Annotated in this window: 13 protein-coding genes; all 13 read right to left on the reverse strand. The window is 37.8% G+C overall.

Annotated features, from left to right (window positions below):
* Positions 1-6: 6 nt before the first annotated feature.
* The 13 genes from glmS to N7603_RS00785 all read right to left on the reverse strand — a co-directional run bounded on the left by glmS (position 7) and on the right by N7603_RS00785 (position 17,931).
* Positions 7-1,788, reverse strand: coding sequence for a glutamine--fructose-6-phosphate transaminase (isomerizing) (glmS, locus tag N7603_RS00725; protein ID WP_262095398.1), 1,782 nt, complete (start codon positions 1,786-1,788; stop codon positions 7-9).
* A 15-nt stretch (positions 1,789-1,803) separates the two neighbouring features.
* Positions 1,804-3,675 (reverse strand): polysaccharide biosynthesis protein, encoded by a 1,872-nt coding sequence (locus N7603_RS00730; protein WP_262095399.1) that lies wholly within the window; start codon positions 3,673-3,675, stop codon positions 1,804-1,806.
* Between the two features lie 526 nt (positions 3,676-4,201).
* A complete protein-coding gene (locus tag N7603_RS00735; RefSeq protein WP_262095400.1) occupies positions 4,202-5,470 on the reverse strand; it encodes an adenylosuccinate synthase in 1,269 nt (422 codons plus the stop codon).
* 124 nt (positions 5,471-5,594) lie between these two features.
* The gene (gene glnA, locus N7603_RS00740) at positions 5,595-6,929 is read right to left on the reverse strand and encodes a type I glutamate--ammonia ligase (protein WP_262095401.1); all 1,335 of its coding nucleotides are present in this window, start codon (positions 6,927-6,929) and stop codon (positions 5,595-5,597) included.
* Positions 6,930-7,169: 240 nt separating this feature from the next.
* Entirely contained in the window at positions 7,170-8,870 is a 1,701-nt protein-coding gene (locus N7603_RS00745) for a tetratricopeptide repeat protein (protein WP_262095403.1), read from the reverse strand.
* 134 nt (positions 8,871-9,004) lie between these two features.
* Positions 9,005-9,499, reverse strand: a complete 495-nt coding sequence (locus N7603_RS00750; RefSeq protein ID WP_262095404.1) for a pyridoxamine 5'-phosphate oxidase family protein — start codon at positions 9,497-9,499, stop codon at positions 9,005-9,007.
* Between the two features lie 45 nt (positions 9,500-9,544).
* The gene (gene mfd, locus N7603_RS00755; RefSeq protein WP_262095405.1) at positions 9,545-12,979 is read right to left on the reverse strand and encodes a transcription-repair coupling factor; all 3,435 of its coding nucleotides are present in this window, start codon (positions 12,977-12,979) and stop codon (positions 9,545-9,547) included.
* 32 nt (positions 12,980-13,011) lie between these two features.
* Positions 13,012-13,584, reverse strand: coding sequence for an aminoacyl-tRNA hydrolase (gene pth, locus N7603_RS00760; RefSeq protein WP_262095406.1), 573 nt, complete (start codon positions 13,582-13,584; stop codon positions 13,012-13,014).
* Positions 13,584-14,561, reverse strand: coding sequence for a ribose-phosphate diphosphokinase (locus N7603_RS00765; RefSeq protein WP_262095407.1), 978 nt, complete (start codon positions 14,559-14,561; stop codon positions 13,584-13,586). The genes pth and N7603_RS00765 overlap by 1 nt, the downstream gene beginning before the upstream one ends.
* Positions 14,562-14,582: 21 nt before the next feature.
* Positions 14,583-15,395, reverse strand: coding sequence for a 4-(cytidine 5'-diphospho)-2-C-methyl-D-erythritol kinase (ispE, locus tag N7603_RS00770; RefSeq protein WP_262095408.1), 813 nt, complete (start codon positions 15,393-15,395; stop codon positions 14,583-14,585).
* Positions 15,392-16,201, reverse strand: a complete 810-nt coding sequence (rsmA, locus tag N7603_RS00775; RefSeq protein WP_262095409.1) for a 16S rRNA (adenine(1518)-N(6)/adenine(1519)-N(6))-dimethyltransferase RsmA — start codon at positions 16,199-16,201, stop codon at positions 15,392-15,394. Before rsmA ends, ispE begins: the two co-directional genes overlap by 4 nt.
* A complete protein-coding gene (gene rnmV / locus N7603_RS00780; protein ID WP_262095410.1) occupies positions 16,182-16,721 on the reverse strand; it encodes a ribonuclease M5 in 540 nt (179 codons plus the stop codon). Before rnmV ends, rsmA begins: the two co-directional genes overlap by 20 nt.
* A complete protein-coding gene (locus N7603_RS00785; protein WP_262095411.1) occupies positions 16,714-17,931 on the reverse strand; it encodes an HD domain-containing protein in 1,218 nt (405 codons plus the stop codon). Before N7603_RS00785 ends, rnmV begins: the two co-directional genes overlap by 8 nt.
* Positions 17,932-17,950 lie beyond the last annotated feature (19 nt).

Genomic DNA, 17,950 nt, shown 5'->3' on the forward strand with positions numbered 1-17,950 from the left:
TTACTCCTATTCAACTGTAACGCTTTTCGCGAGATTTCTTGGTTTATCGATATCAAAACTACGTTCTAACGCAGCATAATACGACAGTAATTGTGTCGGTACAACCATCACCATCGGTGTGAGTAATGGGTGAACTGAATCAACAATAACTTCATCGCCGGGTTCTGCAACCTCACTCGTAACAATTTTGATGGTACGTGCACCTCTCGCAATCACTTCATTTAAATTACTGCGAGTATTGTGAGATATCTTTGGATCTGAGATTAAGGCAATCACAGGTGTACCTTCTTCGATTAATGCGATTGTCCCGTGCTTGAGTTCGCCTGCTGCGAAACCTTCTGTTTGGATATAAGAGATTTCTTTAAGCTTCAGAGCGGCTTCTAAGCCTGTATAGTAATCTAATCCTCTTCCAATGAAGAAGCAGTTTCTATGGGTGAGTAGATATCTTGTAACATCTAATATGTTTTGACAAGATAAGAAGTTTTCAATCGATAACGCAACCTTAGTCAATTCATCACGGATATCAAAGTCTTTACTAGAAAGCTCATAGGCAAGTAGTGCGAGAACACCTACTTGTGCGACATAGGCTTTCGTTGAAGCAACTGCGATTTCAGGTCCCGCATAGAGTTCTAAAAAATAGGTCGCTTCTCTAGCAAGGGTTGATGTTGGTACATTGGTTACAGTAAGAATTGGATAATTCATTTCCTTGATATTTACCAAGCAAGCTCTTAAATCTGCAGTTTCACCGGATTGTGAAACTAAGATGAAGAAGGGCTTCTTAGAGAGGAGTGGCTTTTGATAAGCAAACTCACTCGCGATATGAACTTCAACTGGAATACCAGCTAATTTTTCAAAAAGGTTTTTACCAATCAGACCGGCATGCATAGAGGTCCCTGCAGCTAGAATATAGATGCGGTCGGATGATTTGATATCATTCAATATTTTCGCATCAATACGAGATTTTCCATTATCAAAATAATTGGAAACTATACGACGAACAACTGAAGGTTGTTCGTGAATTTCTTTTAACATGAAGTGCGCGTAGGTCCCTTTTTCGACATCGTCATTACTCATGTCGATGACTGAAAATTTCGCTTGAAGTGGGGCGTGATTGATATCATAAAGTTGAATATGATCACGGCTCGCAACCACAAATGTTTTATCTTCTAATGGTAAATACTCTTCACTATAACCAATCAAAGCCATTAAGTCAGAAGCGACTGTAATGCCTTCTTTACCTCTACCTAGTAAGAGCGGACTCTTGTATTTAGCTGCGAAGAACTGATCAGGGTTGTTTTGATCTAAAATAAGCAATGCATAAGACCCTCGGAGTAGTCGGAGGGTAGTTAATATCGCATTTTCAACGTTTAGAGTACCTGCGAAGGTTTCAATTAATTGTGCAATGACTTCTGTATCGGTATCACTTTCAAATTTGACACCTTGTAGATATTGTTCTTTGAGCTGTTGATAGTTTTCAATTACCCCGTTATGGACGATAATGAATCGTCTGGAACGTGAATAATGGGGGTGGGCATTGGCTTTATTGACTTTACCATGGGTTGCCCAGCGGGTATGCCCAATACCAATATTGGAGTGTGGACTGTTTTCCACAGATTGTGCCAAACGATCGACACGACCTTGATCTTTATATACATCATAGATTTGATATCTGGTATTAAAAAGGCTCATACCTGCTGAGTCATAACCACGATATTCAAGTCTTTTTAATCCATCTAAAATAACATCTTTCGCTTCTTTGTTCCCAATATATCCGACAATACCGCACATAAATTGTGCCTCCTATTAGACGTCTAAATGCCCGTTCACCTTATAGGTTTTTACGACGTGCGAAACCATTTGTTTAACTTCTTCGTTTGTCTTTTGTTCAAATGTATTGACGATTTCTTGAATGGTGAGTTCTTGGTCATTCACATTTTTTTGTTTCTCGATATAAATCTTATCGTTATCGGTAGCCTTGTGATCATTGTAATTGTGATCGACTAAAAGCTCTTCATATAGTTTTTCACCAGGCCGTAATCCAGTAAATTCTATTTTTATGTCTTTATTAGGTACTAATCCTGCTAATGAAATCATCTTTTCTGCGAGTTCAACAATTCTAACTGGTTTGCCCATATCTAGAATAAATACTTCTCCACCTTCAGCATAAACCGCTGATTGTAAGATCAGACTAACCGCTTCAGGAATTGTCATAAAGAAACGTGTAATCTCCGGGTGTGTTACAGTTACTGGACCGCCATCTTCGATTTGTTTCTTAAATAATGGAATAACGGATCCATTCGAACCAAGTACGTTTCCGAAACGTACCGCCGAGAATTTGGTTTTATTTTCTTTTTGATGATTTTGGATGATGAGTTCAGCAAAACGTTTGGTTGCACCCATTACATTGGTAGAGCGAACGGCTTTATCGGATGAAACCAATACGAACTTCTTAACACCATATTTATTGGATAGTTCGGCTGCGTTGTAAGTACCAATGACATTGGTTCTTACTGCTTCAACTGCACTGTCTTCCATGAGTGGTACGTGCTTATATGCCGCCGCATGGAATACAATGGTTGGTCTAAATTCATTGAATATAGATTCAAGTCTGGTTTTGTTATATACAGATCCAATACGTACAATTAAGTTTAAGTCGCTACAACGACTTTCCTTTGTATACTTTCTTAAAAGTTCTTGTTGAATCTCATAGGCGTTATTTTCGTAAATATCAAAAATGATTAATAATTTTGGTTTAAGTTCTGCGATTTGACGACATAACTCACTGCCAATCGAACCACCGCCCCCAGTAACCATAACCACTTCACCATTAATGAAGTCGTTGATACCTTCATTATCCAAATGAATGACTTGACGATTTAACAAATCCTCTACCTTAACGTTCACAATCTTAGGAGCCTTATCCACGTCACTATAAGACATCAATCTCATGATTTTTATCTTGTATTTCGCTACTTCGTTAACAAGCCAGTTTAATTTATCGATAGGATAATCTGCAATCGCTAAGACAATCTCATCTGCGTTGTAATCTTCAATAAATTGCCCAATTTGCTCGATTGGACCAACAATTAAAATCCCGCTTAATCGATTGCCAATCTTTTTAGGATTGTCATCAACGAAAGCAACTGGATGGTTAGATAAGTCTTTATTTCTATAGAGTTCTTTAAGGACCAATTCACCGGCAGACCCAGCACCAATTATAAGTGTGCGTTTACCTTCATTCATATTTACGAAGAAATTTGTTCTAAAAAAGATACGAATACGGTTAGAGACTCTTGGTATGGTTAAAATGAGAATTTCAATAGGTGTAATCAAAATATACGCTGTCTTATACATAAATAAGTGATTAGAAATCGCTATATATATGACAAGAATGATGTTGCTGATGACGGCAGCGAATCCGATTCGCATGACGTCTTCAAATCCAACGTGTTTGGAAAGCATTTTGTATATGCCTGCAAAATTCATAAATAAGATTTTAAATACAATAACAAATGGTAAAGCAATCGCTAAAGTTCTTAGCTCGATGTCATAATCGACTTGAATTGCTATAAATATCAAGATCATAATGACATAGGATGCAAAAATGAGTAAAGCGTCTGTGCACATCTTAGCAAAGTCGCGTAGATATTGCCGATGGCTGTTTTTAACTGGCATACTTGTCCCTCCCAAGTAATCCCCACATAATTGTTTGTAATTCAAAGCGTAATCACATTATATCACTAGAAGTTAAGGATTTCAGTGAAATCGCATAGTATTCCCGTAATATTTATTTAAGATTTCGGATTAGGTTTAACTTACCTAAATTAGTCACACTATGATTATATCACAGAGTTTTATCGATTGCTCCAGTAAATCGTAATAAATGACCCAAAAATGGTACAATATTTAAGACGATTCTTAATTTTATCACATAAATAATATGATAGTCTCTTCACAAATATTTCAATCGATTACAATTGTTCGATAAGTTCATATTTGTTTTATGATACCTCATTGTAAAGCCATTAAGACGATACCGATTTCTTTTATGTATTTCTTAATAACCACCGTTTAGGCTTTTTACATGGGGCCCGTTTTTAACTAAATTGTCTATATAAGTCGCAGAGCATCCATAATTGTTCGATTTTTAAAATTCTTTGTTAATTTTTCGAACAAAATAAAAAAGCGCAACCGTGCGCTTTTAGAATATATTCTTAACTTCAATGGTCTGATTTCGATCCGGTCCAACTGAGAAAATAACCACTGGGATACCTGTTTCTTGTTCGATAAATCTAAGGTAATTTTTCGTGTTAATTGGGAGGTCATCGTAGGATTTTACGTCTGTAATATCTTCCGACCAACCTTTAAGTGTCGTATAAATCGGTTTGACTTTTTCGAAATCACCGATTAAACTCGGTACTTCATCGATGATTTTACCATCTAGTTCATAGCCGATATAAACCATAATCTCTGGTAAACCCGATAGTACATCCAATAAAGTCACTGCTAGTCCAGATAATCCTCCAGATAGTTTCGCATGCTTAATTAATACAAGGTCTAACCAACCCACACGTCTAGGACGTCCTGTAGTTGTGCCATATTCATGGCCTTTTTCTCTAATATTATGCCCGATTTCATTAAATAATTCAGTAGGAAGCGGGCCTTCACCGACACGGGTGGTATAAGCCTTTGTCACGCCAACTGCACCATGAATTAGCCAGGGTGCGATGCCTACGTTAATCGGTACGGATGCGGCGGTTGGTGAGGAAGAGGTAACAAATGGATAAGTGCCATGGTCAAGACACAAAAGTGTCCCTTGAGCCCCTTCAAATAATACCTTCTTACCTTTGGATATCGCTTCATTGACGAATTTGGAGGTGTTTTCTACATAGGGTTTTAATAATTGTGCGTAGTTACTATATTCAGCGTACATAGAATCGAAATCAAAACGTTCGATACCATATAAATCGGCTAATTGATTTTTATATTCTAAGACCTCTTGAAGTTTATGTTTAAAGACAATCGGGTCCACGAACTCACCCATACGGATACCGCTGCGTTCTGCTTTATCAGTATAAGCTGGTCCAATCCCTTTTTTAGTGGTTCCAATTTTTTGTTTAAGTTGGGATTCGCGGATCGAATCAAAGGACATATGATAAGGCATGATGATGTGTGCTTTATCCGATATATGAATAGAGTATTGTTTGCCTTCTAATTTTTTGAGTTCTTCTAATAAAGCTTTTGGATTAATGACCATCCCGTTCGCGAGTACGTTATCAATCTTTAGATTCAAAATACCAGATGGTATCGTGTGGAGTGCATATTTCACACCATCAAGTACGATTGTGTGGCCTGCGTTATTACCACCTTGATATCTGACTACTAAATCACTTTTTTGAGCTAAGAAGTCTGTTATTTTACCTTTACCCTCATCGCCCCATTGTGTTCCTACAACTACGAGTGTCTGCATGTCTATCCCCCTATGAAGTATTCAAAACCAATTGTGATTTTATCATAGATAAAGGGGATTGTTCAATGTAACATCCAAAAGAAAAAGACAAATGCGCTTACATCTCGCATTTGTCGATCACTTTTTAGATAATTGGTAAATACTTTTCTAGTTCATAAGGGGTAATACGTGCTTTGTATTCATCCCATTCACGCACTTTCGCTTCAAGGAACTTTTCAAATAACTCATCACCTAAAGATTCTTTCATTAATGGAGAGTCAACGAAGAAATCAATCGCCTCTTTGAGGTTTTCAGGTAAGTTTTTGATTCCCATACGACGTCTTTCTGCGTCAGACATTTTAAATAGGTTTTTCTTTAGTGGATTTAATGCTGTAATTTCATTACGAATACCATCTAAGCCGGCAGCTAGTAAAACTGACATCGCCAAATACGGATTCGCAGATGGGTCTACAGAACGGACTTCAATACGTTGACCTTTACCTCTAGCTGCTGGAATACGAATCATGGTACTTCTGTTTGAATCACTCCACGCAATATAAACTGGGGCTTCATAACCAGGTACTAAGCGCTTATAAGAGTTTACAATAGGGTTACATATTAATCCAAATGATTGTGCATGTTTCATAACACCTGCGATAAAGTGAAGCGCAGTTTTGCTTAAACCATTCACAGAATCTTTATCATAGAATACATTGTTACCAGCCTTATCAGAAATGGATAAATTAGAGTGCATTCCCGATCCATTAATGCCTTGAACTGGTTTTGGCATGAATGTAGCGTGATAGCCATGGCGTCTCGCGACATTCTTGACCAATACTTTAAAAGTTTGGATGTTGTCACAAGCCTCTAATGCGTTATCAAAATGGAAATTGATTTCGTGTTGGCCATACGCAACCTCATGGTGCGATACTTCCATTTCAAAGCCCATCTTTTGAAGTTCAAGAACGATGTCTCTACGAACGTCTTCAGACCCATCAATAGGGGATAAATCAAAGTACCCACCCATGTCGGAAAACTCCATGGTTGGTCTACCATTAGAATCTAACCTAAATAAAAAGAACTCTGGTTCGACGCCAACATTGAACTTATCAAAACCAAGTTTCTTAAGTTCAGCTAAATTTTTCTTTAAAACAAATCTTGGATCGGCCTCATACGGTGTGCGGTCTGATTTATAAACATCACAAATCAATCGCGCAACTTTACCAAATGGGGGTTTTTCCCATTCTAATACAAGCCATGTGTTTAAATCTGGGTATAAGTACATATCTGCTTCATCGATACGGACAAATCCTTTGATGGATGAACCATCAAACATCACATCATTGTCTAATGCTTTGTGTAAGTTTGTTACTGGGATTTCTACGTTTTTCACAGTTCCGAGCATGTCGGTGAACTGCAATCTAACATACCTTACATCGTTGTCTTTCGCTAATTTTAAAATGTCTTCACGGGTATACATAGTTTCAAAAATCCTCCAATGGATATATTGTCACAAAAATGTAATAAAAAAGCAAGATAAATCTACAAAAAATATTATGTGTTTGATTAAAAACCATTTTTTGTACCTTGTTTTTACGATTTTTGCTCATTTATAATACATGTCATGATTTTTCTATGTTCAAAAAAGACGTTTTTGTTAATTAAGTACCTTATTTTACTATACTTAGAAAAAAGGTCCTATCTCTAGGAACCTTTTACTTTATAAGAATGGAATTAGATTAATGTATACCTCAACTACGAATAGCAGTGCTACAAATGTACCTAAAATTTGTAGTAAAATCGGTAATCCCTTTCTCATTTGATTTTGTGTTCTCACCTTCAAAGCTTTCTTAAAGTCTAACGCATCATTCAATTTAATGAGTTCACTCTTGGTATAGGTAGTGATACGTTTAGGTAAGAATTTACTGAATAAATACGTGACAACCATAAATAGTGCGGATACACCAGCCATGACAAAGTTCATCGGTGAAGCGAGTTTATCAAAGTATAAGAAGTTCATTGCACAAAGCGATAACAATAAAAGTATATTGAAAATCAAATAGAGATTCGATTTTGGTTTAGTATCTGACTTCAGTACTTTTTGAATACTCTTTTCTACTTCTTTTTTAACAGGACCATCGAGTAATACCCCTTTTTGAATATCCTCTAGAGTCAATTTTGTTTCATAGGTTTCATCTAGATATTTGAATCTGAGTCTTAAGGATGGGTGGAATAAATAAGCGTAATCCATATCGACTTTCGTATCGACCAAAAGGTCTTTGACTTTAGCCTTCTCTGCCTCCAACGCTTTCTGAAGCTGTTCGTGAATGTGTTTTTCAGATTCATATGGTTCAAATACACAAATACCGAGTGGAACATTTAGTTTACTGTAAATGCCGCGCTCAGTTAAGACACCCATTTTAGGTTCCGGTCTTTGTTCAAAGTTTTGATACTTCACTTCTTTTTGAATCACTTCGGGTGTTATTTTCTTTTTCGGCTTTTCCTTATATATATCGAGTACACCTGAATAAAACATGAGTGGTTTCGAACTTAGAATCATTTCAGGAAAAATCTTTAGGTCTTTAATAGTGGTTGAGAAGTTCGGATCGTACGAAACAGACTGAAATACATAGGCTTTATAATCTTCAATATACTTTTGGTAATCGAATATGGTATCTAAGTATCCACCCTTTGGTGGCATAAAGCTTTTTCTCTCTAAAGTATTCACATGATCTGGCTTGAAGTTATTGTTGATGAGTAAGACGTAATACATGGTTGCTTTTTGAATGTCTTTACCATTAAAGTCTTTATAATGATTAGACCCATCATAATATAAAAGGAATAGTTGATACGTTGACAAAAGATGTCCCTTCTTATGGGCGATGTTTAAATCGTCAATGGCTTTCTCATAATTTGGTTTTTTAGATTCGAGATGATATAAAGCGGCGTGATAAAGTCCCATCGGAACGGCGTATTTTTCATATAAAGCGATGATTTTTTCAATTTCCCCATCTGTTGCGTATAAGCGCGGATCAAATTCACTCAAATACACGAAGGTTTGAGGTTCGTATTCCGCCATATAGGTTTCAAAGTATTTATAACCGACTTTATAGTTAGGGACTTGATTATAAAGTGTCCCAAAATAGATTTGACCACAGTAAAAATTAGCCTCTAAATGGCCTTTTTTAGCTGAGAGTTTAATCTTATCGATACCTTCTTCAATTTTCCCTACTGAAACGAGAATAAATCCAAGTTCAAGGAGGGCTTTGGGGTGGTTTTTCGCGCTCGCTAATTTAATGTATTTTTCATACACTTGATCATTTTGTAAAACGACTTTCCCTGTTTTGTAAAGCATCGCGAGATCATAACACGCATCTAAATCCCCTGAATTGGCTTTGAGTGCGAGTGCGTTTAAATCCATAGTATCTCCCCTTATCTCTTTACCATATTATATCACTAGATTTAATACAGCATTGAAAAACACCAATTCTTTAACTAAGTCTTAACGAGAGTGAAATGAGATTTGGTGTTTCGTTGTATTCTATTTAAGTATGATTACCAAAATGGTTCGAGTTTGACATCGATGTGATGCTTAATATCGGATACCACCACAGAGTCATCGGTGATATTGAACTTATAGCCAATCTTGTTCTTGTGTACATAGCCTTTATAGGGGGTCACTTTGACGTAACATACACTTTCTAAATCTTCATTGTTTACTTCTTTATACCAAGGTTCAAAGACCTTTAGATAGACATTACGAATCGAAGCGTTTTTAAAATCTAATGGGTGTCCTGCAATGACACCTTTACACCAAAAGCGGTTATGTCCGCCATCAGATATCATTACGTAAGGGTTATTTTGAATTTCTTTGACATAATTACATCTTAAATCGGTAACAATCCAAAAGGAACCGTCATGATAAAAGCTGTCTACAGAACGCACGGAAGGCACGTTGTCTCTTGAAGTCACAACCAATAGAATTGTGTCGTTTTGATACTTCTCTTGAATGATATCTAAAACACCACTCTTAATTACATTGCTCGTCATAATCTTTATCATCCTTATTTATATTACTTCTACTTTTATATCGTATCACAGATGTTGTGTAACAATTGCTAAATATTCAATAAAGGATTCAAGATAATGTTTTTGTTGATTCTGAATGATGAGCGTGATTTGAACACGATCATGAAAATAGGCTAGTTTCAAGGACGCATCCACCATCGAGGTTGCGAGAAATAAGGACTGACCATTTACACGTTTGGAGGCTTCTGAAGATAGAATCAATGTCACATCGGTTTTGGTTTTAATGGTTTTTTCAACACCTAATTTACTGATCAGTTTCTTAAAGACTTTTTCAAGCATGTATTCGACTAAGTTCGGATCCACTTGACCAAAACGATCCTGAAGTTCGATGCGTAAATTCGATACGTCATTTAACGTATTCAACTCCGCGATTCGTTTATGAATCGCGACACGAACCTCATCGTTTTCAATGTATTCATTTTGAATGTGTCGATTGGATAATGGAATGTCCATCACTTCTTTGGTTTCAGGTTTTTTAATCCCGCGTTTTTCATCGATGGTTTCTTCTAAGAGTTTTAGATACATATCCATACCGACGGTATCGATAAACCCACTTTGTTCGCCGCCTAAAATATCGCCTGCACCTCGAATTGATAAATCGCGCATCGCGATTTTAAATCCACTTCCAAGTTCCGTAAAGTCTTGAATCGTCTTTAGGCGTTTTTCAGCGTCTTCGCTCATGTGTTTTCCTCTACCATACATCAAATACGCATAGGCGATTTTATCGCTACGACCGACACGACCTCTAATTTGGTAAAGTTGTGATAAACCAAGCTGATCGGCATCGTGAATCAGTAAGGTATTGGTGTTTGGTATGTCGATTCCGGTCTCGATAATGGTTGTAGAAACCAATACATCGTACTTACGGTCAATGAAGTCTGATAAGACGTCTTCCATCTGTTCTTTAGACATCTTCCCGTGAGCGAAACAAACCTTCGCTTCTGGAACGAGTTTCTTAATCTTTGTTACCATTAATTCCATATCTAGAACACGGTTATATAAGTAGAAAACCTGACCAGCGCGCGATATTTCACGCTCAATAGCTTCTTTGATAACCGCGTCATGACGTTCAACGATATAGGTTTGAATCGGGTATCTGTTGAGTGGTGGTGTTTCAATCATGGATAAATCTTTAATGCCCATCAAAGCCATTTGTAAAGTACGTGGGATTGGGGTAGCGGATAAAGATAAGCAGTCTACATTGACACGCATCTCTTTGATGCGTTCTTTGTGTTCTACACCAAAACGTTGTTCTTCGTCAATGATGAGTAATCCTAAATCTTTAAATCCAATATCCTTCGATAGTAATCTGTGCGTACCAATGACGACATCTACTAAACCCGCTTTTAAGCGTTTTAAAACATCGGTTTGCTCCTTATTCGTAACAAACCTCGAAAGCAGTTCTACGGTCACTCCAAAGGGTTCAAAACGTTTTTTGAAAGCGTAGTAATGTTGTCTCGCAAGTACTGTCGTAGGCACCAAATACGCGACTTGCTTATCGGACATCACCGCTTTGAATGCAGCACGCATCGCGACTTCGGTCTTCCCATAACCGACGTCTCCGATTAATAAGCGGTCCATCGGTTTTTGTGATTCCATATCCTGTTTAACGGCTTCAATCGATTTTAATTGGTCCATCGTTTCATCAAATTCAAAAGCTGCTTCGAATTGTTGTTGGATTTCATTATCTTTAAGGAATGCATACCCTTTCGCTTGTTCTCTTTCTGAATACAAAGCGATGAGTTTATCAGAGATATCATTCAACTTCGATTTCACTTTCTTCTTCGTATTGGCCCACGAGTTCGTACCGAGTTGTGTTAACTTCGGTTCATGACCTTCTTTAGAGGAGTACTTTAATACTTTTTCAATTTGATCGACAGGAATGTATAAATAATCGGTACCTTGATAGGCGATGTGTAAGTAATCACGCATCGAACCTGAAAGTTCCATTGATTTTAACCCTAAGTACTTCCCGATTCCGTAATCGTAGTGCACAACAAAGTCGCCTACTTTTAAATCGGTAACATCGCTAATCTTAATCGCTTCAGACATAACCGATTTATAGCGGATTTTTCTTTTATTGTTCTTATAATCAAAAATATCCGATTCATTTAGAACATGGAAGCCGTGTTTAACCAAATCAAAGGCGAATAAAGAAGGCCCATATAAAATATTGACGCACTTCGGTTCAATCACAGTAGGATCAACTATGTAAGTGATGTCTTTACTTTCAAGGAGTTCTTTAAGCTTATGAAGTCTAAACTCTTGAGCAATTGAAATGATGTAAGTATCTTGTTCTTTAGCTACACGTTCAATGAAAGCGTCATAGTTGCCTTGATAAGTGATTTCATCACGAGCGTGTACGGATAAAGCGGTCGTCACGTTGATTGGGTTAAACCCAGATATCTCTATATGTGGGTAGTTATAAATATGGCTTAATGGTTGATAGAATGGGATACTTAAAAAGGTTCTTCCATGATAAGTTTTGACGTATTCTTCTAAGTCTAATAACATCCGGTCATCGTTCTTAGCCATCTTATGTTTATCAACGATATAGATTTTACGTTTGGCTGCGAAATCGAGGACGGTATATTCTGAATCCTTAAAGAACGGGGTTAAATACGTTAACGCATCCAAATCCATTCTTTGATAAAGCTTATCTAGATCGTGGTTAAACTTCTTTGATTCCAAATCGGATAGTTTGTGTTTAGCGATGAACGCTTCAACTTTTTCAACCGCGAGTTCTTTTTCGGTGTCGTTGAAAAAGAGTTCGTTCATCGGTAGGATATGAATTTGATCGGTTTGTCCAAACGATATTTGTGTGTCTGGTTTAAAGATTTTAATCTTTTCGATTTCATCAAACCCAATATCTAAACGGTAAGGTGATTCAGACCCAATCGGGAAAATATCGATGATGTCCCCGCGAACCGCGAACTCACCGGTCTTAAGGACGGTATAGTCACGCTTGTAGCCGTGTTCCACTAAGTAGTTTATGAAACTCTCTAGATTGGTAGGGTCTCCTACATTTAAAGTAAGACTGCCTTCTTCCCAAGCGTGTGGGCTTCGTTGTTTTTTAATGACGGCAGTTTGGTGGGTTACGATGACTTTCTTCTTCCCTTTAAGAAGAGTCCCAATGGTATAAATACGTTCAATCTTAAACTCTATAGAAGTGAGTGCTAAAAGCGAGGTTAATACCTCATCCGAAGGGTAGAACAAAACATCCTCATTGGATAGTAAATTAGATAGTCCATCGTAATACTGTTGAGCCATGTATAGATTTGGTAGTACAACAAAAATCGAATGATTGTTCTCTAAAAAATCCGCCGCGATGAGCGTCATATTGTAGGGATCATTCGTTTGATTGATTACCAAATCCTTATTCGTTTGAAGGATGGTTTGGTTTGGGATTAAGTTTTTAAAGTAGTTTAAAAATGCCATCATAAGTCACCTCAAGACGTGAAAAACCGGAGGGTCTAGGAGACCCCCGGGGTGTTATATTTGGTCATAATATCCACGAACTTTGCCCCTTGAATAAAATCTTTAGCGGCATCCGCTGCGTGGCGATAACTGATTTGCATAAGTGGCATTTCATCTTTCGTGAATTTGCCTAAAACGTGTGAATGAAGCGATTTATCAGTGCCAGATATACCAACACGAATTCGCTTAAATGCTTGGGTGCCTAGGTGTGCAATCAAGCTCTTAACCCCATTGTGTCCGCCTGCCGAACCGGTTTCTCGTAGTCTTAATCGTGCCACATCTAAAGCGATATCATCGTAGATTACTAGTATATCTTCTAACGGGACTTTATAAAACTGTGATACTGCAATCACCGATTCACCAGAGAGATTCATGAAGGTTGTAGGTTTTAATAAAATCACTTTTTCCAAACCAACGGTTGTTGTGGCTATAAATCCCTTAAAGGCTTTATCGAGTTTGAAGGGTGCACTTAGACTTTCGGACAAAAGGTCTAAGACTTCAAACCCGACATTGTGCCTCGTGTGGACATATTCTTTACCGGGATTACCTAAACCAACGATGAGTTTCATTATTCCTCTTTATGGGATTCGTAAATACGTTCAAAGATTTGGCTGATTGGTTCATCATCAATGATGTTGATGACAGCTTTACCTAAAAGCTGACCAATAGATAGTTGAGTGATTTTATTGTATTTCTTCAAGTCTTCGATGACGACAGTGTTCGTAACGACGACTTGTTTAATAACTGATTCTTGTAGACGCGCAATGGCATTATTAGAGAAGAGTGGATGAGTGGCAGCCACATAAACATCTTTCGCACCCGCTTCGATTAAAGCTTGTGCGCCGGCCATGAGTGTTCCACCAGTATCGATGATGTCATCGACCATGATACAGGTTCTACCTGCAACATCCCCGATGATGTTCATGACTTCAGCACGATTCGCTTCCGGACGACGCTTGTCGATGATCGCGATCGGTGCATTGAAGAACTTCGCAAAGCTTCTCGCTCTGGTCACACCACCATGGTCTGGTGATACGATGGTAACGTCTTCGAGTTTTAATTTTAAGAAGTAAGATGCGAGTAGTGGCATCCCTGGGAAGTTGTCAATTGGGATATCAAAGAAACCTTGAATTTGGGCTGCGTGTAAGTCGATACAAATCACACGGTCAACCCCAGAAACTTGAAGTAAGTCAGCGACTAACTTCGCTGTGATGGGTTGACGTGACTTCGCTTTACGGTCTTGTCTTGAATACCCATAGTATGGCATGATGATGGTTACACTCGCTGCGGATGCGCGTTTGAGTGCGTCTGTGAAAATAAGAACTTCCATTAAGTGGTCATTGACCGGCTTAGAAGTAGGTTGAACTAAGAAGACATGATGTCCTCTCACCGATTCGGTAATGTTCACACCGATTTCGCCGTCGGCGAAGCGTGTGACTTCACATTCAGATAGTGGAATTCTAGATTCCTCACTGATTTCTTCTGCTAATTTTCTGTTGGATGCCAAACTAAACAGTTTGACTTTCTTTCCATCTACGATTGACATATGACATTCCCCCTGTATTCATTATAACAATTCTTGATGTTCTTGTGTATGGATGATTACAATGTCTTTGATTGTTTTCAGACGTTCGATTTCATCTTCACTTAGGTTGAATAAAAATAGTGTAGATCCACTACCAGATAAGTGCGGTTTTAGTCCTAACACTTGGATCTGGTCATAGATTTCTTGAAGTTTTGGTGAGGTTTTAAAAGCAGGTATTAACAAATCGTTGTAGAGTACATTCTCATCCCCTTTTGTGAGATAAGTCTCTACACTTCTTTGAAAATCGTGTACTCCCGAGTGGTTATAGTGACTAAACACATCTTTGGTTAAGATACTGATATTTGGACATACAAGTGTAATCGCATCAATTGGTTTTTCTACATTGAGAAATTCAATATGGTCACCTCGACCTGTAAGGATTCCGCGTTTATTGTGTAAACAAAACAGTGTATCTGAACCCAGCGAATTCGCAAGGTCTTCTTGTTCATTTAAAGACATCTTGATATCCCAAAATCGATTGAGTCCACGAATGGTCGCGCTGATGTTCGCAGACCCCCCTGCTAACCCTGCACCAATCGGAATTCTTTTGTTTAAAGTAATCTTCACACCTTGTTTAATCTGGTATTTTGTTTGGATGATCTCCGCAACCTTAATAATCGCATTATGTTCGATATAAACATTGGATTCCAGTTCAATTGAATCACTTGGTTCGAACTTAAGATCATCATGAAACTCGATCGGAATCATCAAACTTTTGAGTTCGTGATACCCATCCTTACGTTTCCCTTGGATATCTAAGATCAAATTGATTTTCGCATAAGCTTTTTCGATCATGCGTTCCACCCATTAGCGAGTTCAATGAAATCATCCATCGACAAACCTTCAGCTCTCGTAAAAGCGTGGTATTTTGGATTAATCTTTTGAAGTTTTTCTATTAACGCTTCTTTGGATAAATCGGTTAAACCAATTAAGTTATTTACGAGTGTCTTTCGTTTTTGAGTGAACGCAGCTTTAACCAATTCTTTAAAGAGCTTTTCGTCTTTAATTTGGTCTTGATACCGTCTATGCTTTTTAATTTGAATCACTGTAGAATCGACATTCGGCACTGGGTAAAACGCAGTGCGTTTAACCTGAATGAGTTTTTTTACGTCCGCTTGATAGTTTATGATGATAGATAGCGCACCATAGTCACCGGATTTTTCATCCGCAACCAATCGATCCGCAACCTCTTTTTGTATGAGGAGTGTCGCTTCGCTGACCCATTTAGATTCCAATAGCTTAAAGATAATCGGACTGGTGATGTAGTAAGGAATATTCGCGATGACTTTAACTGGACACTTAATTTCTTTTTCAATATAGTCATCCAAATCGATTTCCAATATGTCTGAATATATCACCTTAAAGTTTGAGTTTAAACCTTCTAAAGGACGAAGGTAACTATCTAGTGAAGTATCAATTTCGAACGCAGTTAGAGATTTACCAGCTTTCACTAAATATTTAGTAAGTGCGCCACGTCCTGGGCCGATTTCGATGATATCATCCTCTAATGTGACTCCGGATTCGGTTATTATTTTTTTAAGAATGCTGTCGCTTTGTAAGAAGTTTTGTCCAAATTTCTTTTTAGGACGATTCGTATCCATAGAGCACCTCCTCGACTTCTTGTTCTGTAATACCAAATAACGATAAACGTTGGTATAATCCCTTACCGTTCACATAACCAATTCTGAGTTTCTCACACAAAAAGAGGCGTTTGAGCCTTGATTCATTTTCACCAATAAGCCCTTGTTCAAGTAAAAAGTGTGGCGTGATATCGGAACCCGATACCGCACTTCGTTTGAGCTTTAGAGCTTCAAGGATGGTGTATCCGTCAGCGTGTTCTATACCGACCTTTTTTTCGTTAGAAGATAAAGATAAATTTCTTTCAATGAATGCGTGTTTAGCGCTTGGAATGTGTTTTGAGATAATTCTTCTTAAACGTTCTCCAGCATTATCTGCGTCAACGAACACGATGATGTCATGTTGTTCGGATAAGCGTTTAAGTTGTTCAATAAAAGTCATATCGATCGCAGAACCATTCGTGATTAAAATGTTCGCTTCCGGTAGGACTTGTTTCACTTTTTGATAGTCGTGTCTACCTTCTACTACAATGATTTCATTCATGGCTAATATCTCGGTAATACAGTTTCTGATCTGTTTTAATTCCAGAGGTTGAAAGACCTCGGATAATCGGAGAAATTTGATCGAGTGTCTTGAGTTCGCCTTCTTTGGAAAGAATCAAAATCTTCGATACAGCGATATCAAATTCATCGACTAAGTACGTAGCCTGTGAAATATAGTCGATTTTATATTCATAGGGGGTCAGATGACGCCCATCAATGATGTCTTTAATAATTTGTTCTTGATTCATATTTACAGAAACATACTTAAAGAGTTTTCGAGTTAAAAATTCGTTACATAATCCGCTTAAGATTTCATCCTCACAATGTGAAAAACGCTTAATAAGGCCATTAACATAATAGTCATCTAGTTCAAAATACGCCTCTTCTTCAAAACCATTTTCGATAATTGTTTTCAAATACACAGCATATTCATCGTTCAAGTTCCCGCTTTTTATGAGGTCCAAAATACGTTTATAAATGGACTCTAGCATAACTTCATAACTACGTGCTGCTGGATGGTAATATACTTGCCAGTACATGTGATAACGACTCATTAAGTAGTTTTCAATGGCGTGTACTGCACCTTCTTTAAAGACCACTTGGTCATTATGAAGAGTGAGCATTCGGATGATTCTATCCTTATCCAATCTACCGTAAGCAGCACCTGTATGAAAGGCGTCACGTTCTAGATAATCCATACGGTCGACATCGAGTTGTGAAGAGATGAGCTGTTCGATGATGGTAAACTTTCCAGTCTTTAAAATGACGCTTGCGATATCTGCTGCAAGGTCTTTATGATACTGATTAAGTACTGTGTTAATTTCTGTTTTGCCTTCGATGATGTTGGCGGTTGATTTTTCATGTCTTACTTTGAAAACATGTTCAAAAGCATGAGAGTAAGGACCATGTCCAACGTCATGTAAAAGGGCCGCTGCAAGAAATACGATTTGTTCGTATTCACTGAGTCTTTCTTTTAGGATGTCTACTTCCTGTAATACATTCAAAGCGAGACTATAAACACCTAGAGAATGGGAAAAACGCGAATGTTCTGCGCCATGGAATACCATCGATACCCCTGAGAGTTGTCTAATTCGTCTAAGTCTTTGAAATTCCTTGGTGTCAATAAGATCTGAGATGACTGCTTCCGTCACATAGATGTAACCATACAATGGGTCTCTGAATACTTTTTTTCGCTCGAGTTTAGGAAACATATGAGACCTCCTTGAAGAA

The sequence above is a fragment of the Paracholeplasma vituli genome (assembly GCF_025446935.1).
In the GTDB taxonomy this organism is placed as follows: Bacteria; Bacillota_I; Bacilli_A; order Acholeplasmatales; family UBA5453; genus Paracholeplasma; species Paracholeplasma vituli.

Bases quoted from the DNA above. Each gene is read 5' to 3' on its own strand.
- glmS (WP_262095398.1), bottom strand. From the start codon at position 1,788: ATGTGCGGTATTGTCGGATATATTGGGAACAAAGAAGCGAAAGATGTT.
- ispE (WP_262095408.1), bottom strand. From the start codon at position 15,395: ATGATCGAAAAAGCTTATGCGAAAATCAATTTGATCTTAGATATCCAA.
- N7603_RS00735 (WP_262095400.1), bottom strand. From the start codon at position 5,470: ATGCAGACACTCGTAGTTGTAGGAACACAATGGGGCGATGAGGGTAAA.
- mfd (WP_262095405.1), bottom strand. From the start codon at position 12,979: ATGATGGCATTTTTAAACTACTTTAAAAACTTAATCCCAAACCAAACC.
- rsmA (WP_262095409.1), bottom strand. From the start codon at position 16,201: ATGGATACGAATCGTCCTAAAAAGAAATTTGGACAAAACTTCTTACAA.
- N7603_RS00745 (WP_262095403.1), bottom strand. From the start codon at position 8,870: ATGGATTTAAACGCACTCGCACTCAAAGCCAATTCAGGGGATTTAGAT.
- N7603_RS00765 (WP_262095407.1), bottom strand. From the start codon at position 14,561: ATGTCAATCGTAGATGGAAAGAAAGTCAAACTGTTTAGTTTGGCATCC.
- N7603_RS00750 (WP_262095404.1), bottom strand. From the start codon at position 9,499: ATGACGAGCAATGTAATTAAGAGTGGTGTTTTAGATATCATTCAAGAG.
- N7603_RS00730 (WP_262095399.1), bottom strand. From the start codon at position 3,675: ATGCCAGTTAAAAACAGCCATCGGCAATATCTACGCGACTTTGCTAAG.
- N7603_RS00785 (WP_262095411.1), bottom strand. From the start codon at position 17,931: ATGTTTCCTAAACTCGAGCGAAAAAAAGTATTCAGAGACCCATTGTAT.
- glnA (WP_262095401.1), bottom strand. From the start codon at position 6,929: ATGTATACCCGTGAAGACATTTTAAAATTAGCGAAAGACAACGATGTA.
- pth (WP_262095406.1), bottom strand. From the start codon at position 13,584: ATGAAACTCATCGTTGGTTTAGGTAATCCCGGTAAAGAATATGTCCAC.
- rnmV (WP_262095410.1), bottom strand. From the start codon at position 16,721: ATGAATGAAATCATTGTAGTAGAAGGTAGACACGACTATCAAAAAGTG.